Source organism: Agrobacterium genomosp. 13 str. CFBP 6927 (assembly GCA_900012615.1).
In the GTDB taxonomy this organism is placed as follows: domain Bacteria; phylum Pseudomonadota; class Alphaproteobacteria; order Rhizobiales; family Rhizobiaceae; genus Agrobacterium.
Map to the genome: position 1 here is coordinate 1,014,296 of LT009757.1, position 12,215 is coordinate 1,026,510.

General features: G+C 60.6%; 10 protein-coding genes. 2 read left to right on the forward strand and 8 right to left on the reverse strand.

Features of this window, described 5'->3' with window-relative positions; translation table 11 throughout:
* Positions 1-406 precede the first annotated feature (406 nt).
* Both AGR13A_RS18990 and AGR13A_RS18995 read left to right on the forward strand, forming a co-directional pair.
* Positions 407-1,609, forward strand: a complete 1,203-nt coding sequence (locus AGR13A_RS18990) for a pyridoxal phosphate-dependent aminotransferase (protein WP_035225097.1) — start codon at positions 407-409, stop codon at positions 1,607-1,609.
* Positions 1,610-1,619: 10 nt separating this feature from the next.
* The gene (locus AGR13A_RS18995) at positions 1,620-2,312 is read left to right on the forward strand and encodes an SDR family NAD(P)-dependent oxidoreductase (RefSeq protein WP_080838645.1); all 693 of its coding nucleotides are present in this window, start codon (positions 1,620-1,622) and stop codon (positions 2,310-2,312) included.
* Between the two features lie 63 nt (positions 2,313-2,375).
* Here AGR13A_RS18995 and AGR13A_RS19000 read toward each other — a convergent pair whose 3' ends face one another.
* The 8 genes from AGR13A_RS19000 to AGR13A_RS19035 all read right to left on the reverse strand — a co-directional run bounded on the left by AGR13A_RS19000 (position 2,376) and on the right by AGR13A_RS19035 (position 12,148).
* Positions 2,376-3,281, reverse strand: a complete 906-nt coding sequence (locus AGR13A_RS19000) for a LysR substrate-binding domain-containing protein (RefSeq protein ID WP_035225101.1) — start codon at positions 3,279-3,281, stop codon at positions 2,376-2,378.
* Between the two features lie 135 nt (positions 3,282-3,416).
* Complete coding sequence (locus AGR13A_RS19005; protein ID WP_167377593.1) at positions 3,417-4,919, reverse strand: FGGY-family carbohydrate kinase; 1,503 nt, start codon at positions 4,917-4,919, stop codon at positions 3,417-3,419.
* Positions 4,912-5,754 (reverse strand): class I fructose-bisphosphate aldolase, encoded by an 843-nt coding sequence (locus AGR13A_RS19010; RefSeq protein WP_080840322.1) that lies wholly within the window; start codon positions 5,752-5,754, stop codon positions 4,912-4,914. Before AGR13A_RS19010 ends, AGR13A_RS19005 begins: the two co-directional genes overlap by 8 nt.
* A 2-nt stretch (positions 5,755-5,756) precedes the next feature.
* Positions 5,757-7,481, reverse strand: coding sequence for a glycerol-3-phosphate dehydrogenase/oxidase (locus AGR13A_RS19015; protein ID WP_080838648.1), 1,725 nt, complete (start codon positions 7,479-7,481; stop codon positions 5,757-5,759).
* A 121-nt stretch (positions 7,482-7,602) separates the two neighbouring features.
* Entirely contained in the window at positions 7,603-8,601 is a 999-nt protein-coding gene (locus AGR13A_RS19020) for an aldo/keto reductase (protein WP_080838650.1), read from the reverse strand.
* Entirely contained in the window at positions 8,598-9,572 is a 975-nt protein-coding gene (locus AGR13A_RS19025; RefSeq protein WP_167377594.1) for a sugar-binding transcriptional regulator, read from the reverse strand. Before AGR13A_RS19025 ends, AGR13A_RS19020 begins: the two co-directional genes overlap by 4 nt.
* 41 nt (positions 9,573-9,613) lie before the next feature.
* Positions 9,614-10,615 (reverse strand): ABC transporter permease, encoded by a 1,002-nt coding sequence (locus AGR13A_RS19030; RefSeq protein ID WP_035225113.1) that lies wholly within the window; start codon positions 10,613-10,615, stop codon positions 9,614-9,616.
* A gap of 12 nt (positions 10,616-10,627) precedes the next feature.
* Positions 10,628-12,148, reverse strand: coding sequence for a sugar ABC transporter ATP-binding protein (locus AGR13A_RS19035; protein ID WP_080838652.1), 1,521 nt, complete (start codon positions 12,146-12,148; stop codon positions 10,628-10,630).
* Between the last annotated feature and the right edge of the window lie 67 nt (positions 12,149-12,215).

Below are 12,215 nucleotides of genomic sequence, written 5' to 3' on the forward strand. Positions count from 1 at the left end.
GGCACGAGGCATCGCGTTGAGCCGAACGAGATCGTCCAGGCCCTATGACTAGAATTTGCTGGGTGTGCTCCCTGTCGAGGCATCCGGTCTTTTGCCGGCGCCTGTCGCATATTTCTGCATTTTCGCGCCGGTTACCTCTTTGGGTAATATTGCCCGACGCGTCGTTCCCTTGTTGTTGCGCCAAGCTTAGGGGCTAAGCCGACGGGCTGCATAATATTTTATTCCTCTGAGGTCATCGCATACGCATATGGACTGCCCACCCCATTTTGGCGGCGATGCATCAAAATCCCGTATGACCTCACATCGAAGTCGTATTGGGGAAACGGCGGAAAATTCCCGTAACCTCCTTGTCATGCACTGGCGTCGCGACGATGCCTGCCTTCACCGTTACAATCGGAAATAATCCATGCCCACCATCGCCCAACGCCTTAACAACGTCACCGTGTCAGCTTCGCTCGCCATGACCCAGAAAGCGCGCGATCTCGCCGCTCAGGGCATCAAGGTCATCAGCCTGTCTTCCGGCGAACCGGATTTCCCGACGCCTGCCCACGCGGTAGAGGCGGCGCATGCGGCGGCCCTTGCCGGCGACACGAAATATCCGCCCGCCGACGGAACGCCGGCGCTGCGAGCCGCGATCCAGCGGAAGTTCAAGCGCGACAATAATCTCGATTACGATCCGAGCCAGATTCTGGTGGCGGGCGGCGGCAAGCAGATCATCTTCAACGCCATCATGGCAACCTGCGACCCGGGCGATGAGGTCGTGATCCCCGCGCCGTCGTGGATCAGCTATGCCGATATCGTGAAGTTCGCGGGCGCCGTGCCGGTGCCGGTGGTTTGCCCGGAGAATAACGGTTTCCGCCTGCGCGCCGAAGATCTCGAAGCCGCCATCACCCCGAAGACCAAGTGGCTGCTTTTCAACTTCCCGAACAACCCCACGGGCGCCGCCTGCTCCCGCGCGGAAATGAAGGAAATCGCCGAGGTCATGCTGCGGCATCCGCATGTCTGGATCATGACCGACGACATGTATGAGCACCTGATCTATGACGACTTCGAATTCTGCACCATCGCCGAAGTCGAGCCGCGCCTCTATGATCGGGTCCTGACCGTCAACGGCGCATCGAAGGCCTATGCCATGACCGGCTGGCGCCTCGGTTTCTGCGGCGGCCCGAAAGATCTCATCAAGGCCATCAGCAACGTCAATACCCAGAACAGCGGCGGTGTCGCAACCATCGTGCAGGCTGCCGCCGTCGCGGTTCTCGACGGTCCGCAGGATCTGCTGAAAGAGCGCGCCGATATCTACAAGACGCGCCGCGACTTCGTGCTCGGCAAGCTTTCGGAAATCGAGGGGCTTCGCTGCCACAAGCCGGAAGGCGCCTTCTATATCTTCCCGAACATTGCCGCGCTGATCGGCAAGACGACGAAGGGCGGCACGAAGATCGAAAACGATACCGATTTCGTCATGGCGCTTCTCGCCGAACATCACGTTGCGACAGTGCAGGGCGCGGCCTATGGCCTCAGCCCCTTCTTCCGGCTTTCTTATGCCACCAGCATGGAAAACCTTGCCGAAGGCTGCGCCCGCATCGCCGAATTCTGCAATGGAATGAAATAGGGAGAACAGCATGTTGGGAGGAAGTGGCCGTGTCATCATGGTTTCCGGCGCATCGCGGGGCCTTGGCCTTGCGATCGCCAAAAGGCTTCACGAAGCCGGTTTCACCGTCGCGGCGGGAGCGAGAAATCCGGCCGCCATTGCGGTGAAGGACCGGCTTTCGGCCGATCGCTACGATGCGGAAGAGGCTGGCTCGGCGGAGGCCTGGGTTGACGCCGTTGCCGCGAGATATGGCCGGATCGACGGGCTGGTGAATTGCGCCGGCATCAACCCCAAAGTCCGGGTCATGGATGCGGGTGAAGAAAGCCTCGACCAGATGTGGCGCATCAACGTCAAGGGTCCGCTGAGGGTAACCCGCGCCGCCATCCCCCATCTCGTAAAAACCGGACAGGGCAGGGTCATCAATGTCGCCTCGCTGGCGGGACGCCGCGTGGGGTCGAATGTGGGTTATGCGATGACGAAATTCGCCGTCGTCGCCCTCACCCACGGCATCCGGCAGGAATTGTGGGACAGCGGCGTACGTGCCACCGCGCTTTGCCCCGGCTATATCGCAACCGATATGACCGTCGGCGAAACGGAAGTCAGCCGCGAGGATATGACCCAGCCGGACGATCTCGCCGAAATGGTGGAAACCCTGCTTCGCCTGCCGAACAATCTGTCGGTGGCCGAATTGCTGGTGAATTGCCGCAAGGAAGCAATGCTCTGATCTTTTCCACGCGCGGTACCGGGAAACGGTGCTGCGCGTGGCTTTAAAACCGGCCTGACCCTTTTATTTCAGGGTCTCCGCCAGTTGCAGCAATATCTCCTTCACGGCAAGCGCCGGCTCGGAGAGCGGCGTATTGTCCGAGACGCAGAAGGACAAGGTTTCCTCAATCATCGGGCTGGCGATCTGCCTGACAACGATTTCCTCATTGGATTCCGCGACGATACGGTCGGCGATGGCCTTGGGCGTTATGGTCGCGCCAAGCCCGGCATCCACGCCGCGCGCTATGGTCCTTACCGATTCCAGCTCCGCCATCACGATCAGATCCTTGCGGCTGCGGGTGAACGCAAGATTGATGGCGCGGCGCACGAAATTATAGGTCGGCGGCAGAAGGAACGGCAAAAACGCCAGATCGGCGACCGTGATCGGCGCATCGCCCGCTTCCACGCCGAAGCTGCGATGTACGACCAGCACGAATTCCTCACGAAATAACGGCGTGAACTTGACACCCCGGATCGGCCCGACGCCATGGATCAAACCCATTTCCAGACGGCCGTTCATGATCATCTGGCTATAGGGCTGGCTGACGCTTTCCGTGATGTGCAGCAGAATGCCGGGATGAAGCCGCTTGGTTTCCTCCATCAGACGCAGCGAAAGCGTGGCGGCGCTGCTGAAGGGCGCAAGACCCACCGATACCTTGCCGGAAAGCACAGCGCCCGCTTCCAGAGCCTCCGCCTGCGCCTGCTCCATCTGCCGCAAAATGACCTGTGCATGCCTGTAGACGACCTTGCCGGCATCGGTCATGACAACGCCCTGCTGGCTTCGGGTCAAAAGTTTCTGGCGAAAATGCTCCTCGATACTCGCCAGCTGCTGGCTGAGCGCCGGCTGGGCAATATGCAGCACATCGGCCGCTCTTGTTATGCTACCCATGTCGACAATCGTGATAAACGATTTCAGGCGCCTGATATCCATCTGCTGTTGATCATCCCATTGCTGCTTGCAGGAATAAGATGCTCAATTTGCAGACAAAGTCCATCTTCCATTTCCCGCCCGAACCTCCCGCCGTGGCGCAGCTGATGCGCGCCACGGGGCCTTCTGGCGGAGCGACTATCGCTCCTGCAAACGCAGGTCGCTCCAGAAGCCGCGCAGCTGTTCGGTCAGCTGCATATAAAGGCCATAGCGCCGCCGGTAATGCGTGATCTGGCCCGCATCCGGCTGGTATGCATTGGCCACACGCGTCATCGCCGCGACTGCCTCTTCATAGTCGGGATAAAGACGGATCGCCACGGCCGCACCGATTGCCGCACCAAGCGCACCGGTCTCGCGGGCCTCCGCGACCCGCAGGGGAATTTCCAGAACATCCGCCATGATCTGCGGCCAGTGCTGGCTGCGGGAACCGCCGCCAGACATCACGGCACCCTCGACAGGCAGTCCCGCTTCACGCAGGACGCCGATGTGACGACGGTGTTCGAAACATACCCCCTCGAACAGCGCTCTCAACATATGGCCTTCGCCGTGCCAGCCCGCGAGGCCGTAAAATCCACCACGGAATTCCGCGCCCAGCCGCGAGCCGAAGATGAACGGGTGGAAGAACGGATCGTCGCCACGTGGCGTGACGGAACCGACCTGCTCGTTGCAGCGCTCGAAGGCATGGTCGCCGTGGTCGGCCCGAACACGATGCACATACCATTCGAGATTGGCTGCGGAAGTGGCGCTGGATTCGATATTGACATAGCGGTTACGGCCGAAGGTCGTGACCATGAAGACATCGGGGCTGACGACCGGCTTATCCGCGAAAACCTGATTGATGCTCCAGGTGCCGGCGATGATGGAGGCCTCCCCGGCATTGATGACACCCGACCCCATGGCGCTGGAGACGACATCGAAGAAACCGCCGATAACGGGCGTGCCTTGAGAAAGCCCCGTCAGACCCGAAGCCTCAGCTGTTACATGGCCGACGATATCCGCCGATTCCACGAGGCGTGGGAAAAAGTCGACCGCATCGTCAAGCCCGTAGAGCGCCAGAAGTTCCCGGTCGAGCTTCGCTTCGGGGAAGGCAAGCAACCCCGCACCGCTGAGATCGGAAATATCATTCGCGAGGCACCCCGTCAGGCGGAAGTTGACGAAGTCCTTGCAGAACAGCACCGTTCCGGTCTGCGCATATATGTCTGGCGCATGTCGTTTTACCCAGGCAAGCAGGCTGGGCGTTTGCGCAGGCCATGGTCGCTGCAGGCAAAGGGCCTGCAATTGCGCTCCGCTTTTCCGGTCAAGCTCGGCCGCCACATCGGCGGCGCGGCTGTCGAGCGACTGGATGCCAATCAGAGGCTGCTGCGCCTTGTCCAGGAGATAGAGACCGTTGCCATGGCCAGCGCAGCCGACCGCAAGGATGCTTGCGGGGTCGACGGAGGATTTTGCCAGAAGCTCACGGATCGCCTCGCATCCATTGCGCCATAATTCCTCAAGATCGCGCTCGACATAGCCGGGCTGCGGAAATGTGGAATGGCCGTCAATGGCGTGTTGCGCAACCTGCCGGCCTGCCGTGTCGAACAACACGGCCTTGATCACCGTATTGCCGACATCCAGACCCAATATGTGATTTTTATCAGCCACGATTATAGATATCCCACGCTTCCTCACCGCCCACACCCTGATGGATGATGGCCATCAAGGCCGCAACAACGGCCTTCGGATTGTCATGCTGATAGATGTTGCGTCCATAAACCATCCCGTTCGCACCCTCGGCCATCAGAGCCGCCGATTTCGCCAACACGTTGCGCAAGTCCTCACGCCCTCCGCCCCGCACCAGCACCGGGCAGCGCGCCGCCTCGATCACGCGGTGAAAATCATGCGGGTTGCTGGTCGGGTCGGCCTTGATGATATCGGCTCCCATTTCCGAGGCAAGACGCACCAGCGTGACGATCTTTTCAGCATCGCCATCCACCTGATACCCGCCGCGCACATCATTGGGCAGCATCACCAGCGGCTCGATCATCAGCGGCATGCCGAAACGATGGCAATCGGCACGCACGCGGCTGATATTTTCGACGCATTGGCGAAACAGCTCCGGCTCGTCAGGCAGCATGAACAGATTAACGACAACGCAGGCGGCATCCATCTCCAGCGCACCGATGATCGGATCGTGATAGTTCTGAAGCTGCGACCACATGGTTCTGTGGCGCGTGGAATTGTAAGGATTACCCATATCGATGCGCATGACGAGCGCCGGCTTGTCGCGCTCCGGCCTCTGCTGCAGCAGATCCGCCTGGCCGTAAACCATCTGGATGGCGTCGGGACCGGCCTCCACCAGCCTGTCGACGGTCTGCGCCATATCTTCCAGCCCGACGAGGAAGCTCGGTTCGTTGCAAACCCCGTGGTCGATGGCCACATCCAGGCATCCGCCATTGCGGAACAGCCGGTTCATGCGCGCCTTTTTCGAAATCCGCATCATCATGCATTCTCCTTGCATCTGTGTTGAAGCATTGCCGGCGTGACGCCGTAAAAGGTCTCCAGCTCATCAATGAGCCGCTGCCGTTCCGCCGCCGCTTGGCTCGGCGTCCAGCCCAACTCGCGCGCCGCAACATTCAGGATCGCATCGATCAGATCGGCATCTATGACGCCGGTGATGGCAAGCGTCGTGCGTCGCAGGATGAGGTCGGTCAGGTGCCGGACATGTTCGGAGCGGATCAACCAGACCAGCTCGGCGGCCGTGATTGGCAGATTTTCGCAAAGCGGTGCATCATCCGGGCGGGCCCGGCAAAAGCCCATCAATTCGAGTGCGCGTGAACCATAGGCCAACGCCAGATGCTCGGCCCTATCCCTCCCGATTGAAAACTCCTCCACCAGCAGGGCCGGCAGGCGTCCCGCCCCGGTGGGGAAATTCCTGCCGCCGCCGATAGGGCGGTCCATCGTGTCGGCCCTCCGCTTGCGTCCGAGAAAGGCCAGAACATCGTCGGTCACCTGTTCGCCAAAGGCCCTGAAGGTCGTCCACTTGCCGCCTATCATGCAGAACTGCGGCGGATCGCCCGCAACGCGGTGGACGAAATGGCTGCGGGAAATTCTTCCGGTAAAGGCGGCATCACTGCGCGGCAACGGGCGTATGCCGCTGAAACTGAAGACGATGTCAGAATGGGTAATGGCAATCTGCGGAAAGACCTGACGGATCGCCTCGAGAATGTAATCCCGCTCCTCGGGCTCACACCGCACCCGCTCGGGACGCTCCACCTTTATATCGGTGGAGCCCGCCAGAACCCGGCCAAGATAGGGAAAAAGGATACAGACGCGGTTGTCGGCATTCTCGAAAAAGATCATATGGCCGTTCAGGGCCTTGAGAAGCGCCTCGTTGGCGATGATCAGATGCGATCCCTTGGTTCCGGAAACGGTCGGTTTTGCCTTCTCAGCCGCCGGGGCGGCGGTCAGCGCACCAATCGTCTCATCGATCCAGGCGCCGGTCGCATTGACGATGACCCTTGGCCGGATCGACAGGGTTTCGTCCATTCCCTCAGTCCGAAGTCGATATTCACCATCGAGACGGACAAGCTCGGCATAGTTTAGCGCAATACTTTGTGGCGCATCGGCGCAGGTGTCGATCAGAAGCTCCAGCGCAAGCCGTTCGGGCTGGCTGATCCAGGCATCGTAATAAGTTGCCGAATATCTGATCCCCGGGGTCAGACCCGGCCAACCCTGCAGCGTCTTGCCCGCGCTGCGAAACTCATGGCGGGGCAGGATGCGGTTTTTGCGGGTAACGAAGTCATAGAGCATGAGGCCCGCCTTGATGGCGAGCGCGCCCCGGCTGGCCGGTTTGCCGCCGGAGCCTGCAAAGGTTGCCGCCGCGTTGAACAGGCCGCTGAAAGTCGAAAAAATCGGAATTGTCGTCGGCAGCGGATGAACCATATGCGGCGCGAGCCTCAGAAGAGCATCTCGCTCCCGCAGCGATTCCGCAACAAGGCCGAATTCACCGTTTTCGAGATAACGCAGGCCGCCATGGATCATGCGCGAGGGTGCGGCGCTGCAACCGGAGGAGAAATCGTTACGCTCGACCAGCAGCACCCGCAGCCCCTGCAAGGCAAGATCACGATAGGCGGCAATTCCGTTGATGCCGCCGCCGATGACGACGGCGTCGAAATCACCGTCGAGCCGAATACGGCGCAGAGCGTCCTCGCGAAAACTGGGCATAGAAATACCGTTCGCCGGCTGATGACCAGCGTCCCAATGTTGTTGACCGTTTAAAGCGACAGGAGAGACGGGAGGCGAAAGATTATGTTGTCTTCGCGAGGCCCCGTCTCAGCGACATTATTTAAGTATCGAGCCCGACAAGATGCTCGGCGACACCGGCGCTGATGAGAGCGAGTTCACCCTCCGTAAGTCGCAGGCGGGCCGCAGCGGCGTTTTCAACCGCCTGAGCCGGATCGCGCGCACCACACAGCGAGAAGGTGATGCCGGGCTGGGCAATCGTCCAGGCAATCACCACCTGCGCTATCGACGCCGCATGCGCTTCGGCCACGGGTTGCAGCGACCGCATCAGCCGCGAGATCTTCTCGCGGTTCGCTTGGCTGAAGCGCGGATTGCCGTGGCGCTGGTCATCCTCCGCAAAAACCCGCTCAGGCCCAACCTTGCCTGACAGGAGACCAAGCGCGAGAGACGAATAACTCAAAACCGAGACAGCATTCTTTCGGCAAAGCGGCAGCAGCGTCGTCTCGATATCCCGCTTCACCATGGAATATTCTTCCTGGATGGCATCAAGCGCGCCGGTGGCGATATAGGCCTCAAGATCGCCGGGCGAGACGTTGCTTGCCCCGATGGAGCGGATCTTCCCCTCCTCCTTCAGCCGCACCAGAGCTCCGACCGTTTCGGCAATCGGCGTCGTGGCATCCTGCCAATGGGTGACGTAGTGATCGATATGGTCGGTTCCGAGCCGTTTCAGGCTTTCTTCTACCTCATAACGGATAGAGGCAGGACCGAGATAACGGTGAACGGGTTTGCCATCCTGATGGAAGAAATAAGCACCCTCGTTCACGTGCCAGACGAGGCCGCATTTGGTGACCAGCACCACCTTGTCGCGCCTGCCGGCAATCGCCTTGCCGACAATGGTTTCTGCGAGCCCCATGCCATAGGCCGGCGCGGTGTCGATCAGGGAAATGCCCGCGTCAATCGAGGCCTGAATGGCGGCGATGGATTGCTGCTCATCGGTGCCGCCCCACATCCAGCCGCCGATGGCCCAGGTGCCCAGCCCCACGGCGGATGCGCCAATGCCGCTGCCGCCGATTGTCCGGGTCAATATTGCATTGTCCGTCACGAAGTTTCCCCTTCTTCCTGATCCAGTAAATAAGCGGCGATCGCCTCGTCCACGACGAGCGAGGTCAGATAGCGGCCGGCAAGCGTGGCTGCCACCGGTCCGGCCTTGATGGCGCCTGCCGCCACACCAATGATGTTCGGGCACCGGGCAAGCTGCCCGGGGTCCAGCGCCACCACGCGCGAGTTGAGATCGATCCGTGCCAGCTGCCCGTCCGCCATGGTGAGGTGGGCGAGGAATTCCCCGGCAATGCCCGCATCCACCAGCGCCTGCCCACCACGGGCCGCATCCGGCAGAAGATCGTAATAGCCGGACCCGGGCGCTTCCACCGAACCGATGCCAACCAGCGCCACCTGCGCCTGCCGCGCCAAGTCGAACACCTCACGGATCGATGCGACATTCATCAGCAGATCACGCTGTTCCTCGTCCTCGGCAAACAATGGCGCATGAACGAGCGATGCGCTGCCGCCCAGCTTTTCCGCCAGTTGCGTGGCGAGATGATTGACATCCGTATAGTGCTTGCCCTGCACACCGCCGGTCAGCGGCACCACCCGCACATCGAAACGGCGCTCCGCCTCCAGATTGTCGACAACGGCACTCACCGCCTTGCCGCCGGTAATCGCGATCACATCGCCGTCGCGGATGGTTTCCAGCAAGTGATTGGCGGCAACCCGCCCGACCATCTGCAGCGCGGTTTCCGGATTATCGGAGACCGTTGGCGTCACCACCGACTGCCTGAGGCCGAAACGGTGGGTGATCTCGTTTTCAAGGTCCACCAGTCTCTGATAGGGGCTGGCGATGGTGATCTTCACCATGCCCGCCTTGCGGCCCGCCGCAATCATGCGGTTGACCTTGGTATGGGAAAGATTGAGCCGCTCGGCGATTTCCGACTGCTTCACACCCTCGATGAAATGCAGCACCAGGACGGAATATATCTGCCGCTGCTGATCGAAATCGTCCTTGATGTCCAGCATGATCGTCTTTCTCCAGTTACCCATCGCCACTCAACGGGCGTTCAGCGGCGACGCTTGACCAGATAGTGGTCGAACAGAACCGCAGTCAGCAATATGCTGCCCCTGATGATGTCCTGCCAGTAGACAGACACATTGAGCAAGGCAAGCGAGCTGGAAACGACCGAAAGAAGGATCGCACCGAGGATCGCGCCCAGAATGGTGCCTGAACCACCCGAGAGGCTGGCGCCGCCGATGACAGCAGCCGCAATCACGTTGAGTTCCATGCCGATGCCGAAGCTCGGCTGGGCGGAGCCGAAGCGCGCCATGTATATGACGCCCGCAACGCCTGCCAGCATCGAACAAAGCGTGGTGGTGGCAAAGACGACCCGGCCGACGCGAATGCCGGAATAGGCCGCGGCCTTGGGATTGCTGCCGGTATAGAACACCTTGCGGAATGCCGTCGTGCGGCGCAGCAGCAGATCGAAGGAAACGACAACCACCGCAAATATGATCAGCACCAGCGGAATGCCGCCAAGCGCGCCCTGCCCGATGAACTTGAATTCAGGCGGCAGCGAGTAGAGGCCGAGCGGGCGGCCGCCCGTTGCCAGCAGGCAAACGCCGCGCGCAATCACCATGACGCCGAGCGACACGATGAAATGATGCAGGCCGACAACCGTTGTCAGAAATCCCATGGCCATGCCCACCAATGTCGTCAGGCAGATCGCCAGCCCCGCCGCGACCCAGGGATCAACACCGTTGAGGAAAAGCCAGCCAGCCGCCACCATGGCAAGCGCCGTGACGGAGCCGACGGAAAGATCGATGCCGCCCGAGATCAGCAGGATCGTCATGCCCACCACGACAATACTTTCGATGGCGAAGACCATGGCCATGGCCCGTAGATTGTCCACGGTCAGAAAATACGGCGATATGAACGACATCACTGCAAAAAGCGCGAGGATGATGACGATGAGCCCGGTTTCCCGAGCCTTGAGCGCGGGTTCCCACCAGCCGGTGCGGCGAACCGCCGTTTCAGCTATGCCCGAAGGTGTTTCCGATGTTGCCATTTTCCCGCTCCCTCAGGCCCCGACAGGGCTCTCTGCAATATTGATCGATGCAAGCTGCATGATCTTTTCTTCCGTCATGTCCTCACCCTCCACCTCACCGGTGATACGCCCCTCGCGCACGACCAGCACGCGGTCGCTGACGCCGATGAGTTCCGGCAGTTCCGAGGATATGACGACCACGCCCACGCCCTCACGCGCCAGTTCCCGGATCTGCCGATGGATTTCGGCTTTGGCACCCACATCCACACCGCGTGTCGGCTCGTCCAGAAAGATGACCTCGGGTTCCACCGACAGCATCTTGGCGAGCGCCACCTTCTGCTGGTTGCCACCGCTCAGGGTCGATACCGCGTCGCCAACGCTGTTCGCCCGCAATTTCAGCCGCCGTCCCAGCTCATCGGCACGCTTCATCTCCTTGCGCCGCTCAATGAAACCCATGCCGTTCGATATCCTGCCGATATCGAGTGCGGAGACATTCGCGGCGATGGACATATTGAGGAACAAGCCGTCGCCCTTGCGATCCTCGGAGAGATAGACGAGCCCCTCCCGGATGCTGTCACGATAGTCTCTCAGCTTCAGCGGCCGCCCCCGCAGCGTAACCTCGCCTTTCGGTTTTCCCTCCAGCCGGCAGACCGCCCGGGCAATCTCGCTTCGGCCTGCACCGATGAGGCCGGCAAGCCCCAGGATTTCGCCCCGACGCAGATCGAAATCGACATCGAAAACACGCTTTCCTTCATTCAAGCCCCGAACCGAAAGAATGACCTCGTCTGATTTTTCATCTTCCGCGAGCTTGGGCGGATAGAGCTTGTCGAGAACACGCCCCACCATGCTGTTGACGACCTCCTCCGGGGAAATCTCTGCGATATTCGCCGTCCTGATGTGGCAACCATCGCGCATCACCGTAATGCGGTCGCAATGTTCGAAAATTTCCGCCATCCGGTGCGAGATATAGATGATCGCAATCCCGCGCTCAGCCAGCCGGTGCATGATCCTGAAAAGGGTCTGGGCCTCGGTCTCGGTCAGGGCCGCCGTTGGCTCATCAAGGATCAGGATACGGCAATCCAGCGTCAGCGCCTTGGCAATTTCGACGATCTGCTGTTGCGAAATCGACAGATCACCGGCGCGGCTGGCAGGGTCGATGTCGCCGATTTCCTTGAGGATGGTTGCGGCCCGACTTGCAAGGTCGCGATAGTTCATGAACCAGGAACGGCTTTGACCGGTCTCCGACATGAACATGTTTTCAGCAACTGAAATCTCCGGGCAGAGCGCAATCTCCTGATGCACGAAACCGATACCAAGCCGGTTCGCCGCATTGGGTGAGGCTATCCGCACCGGTTTCCCGTCCAGCAGTATTTCGCCACCGTCAGGCTGCAGAATACCATCGATAATATGCATCAGCGTCGACTTGCCGGCGCCGTTTTCACCCGCCAGCGCATGGATCTCGCCGCGCCGCAGCTCAAGTGCGGCACTGCGCAACGCCCGCACGGGGCCGAACGCCTTATGAATATTCGTCATGTTGAGGATGACCTCGCCCATAACGCCCTCCCGAAGCTGCTTCCCCTTTGGCCGGCGAGGCTTAAACCTCGCCGGTTTCAGGGCGGCG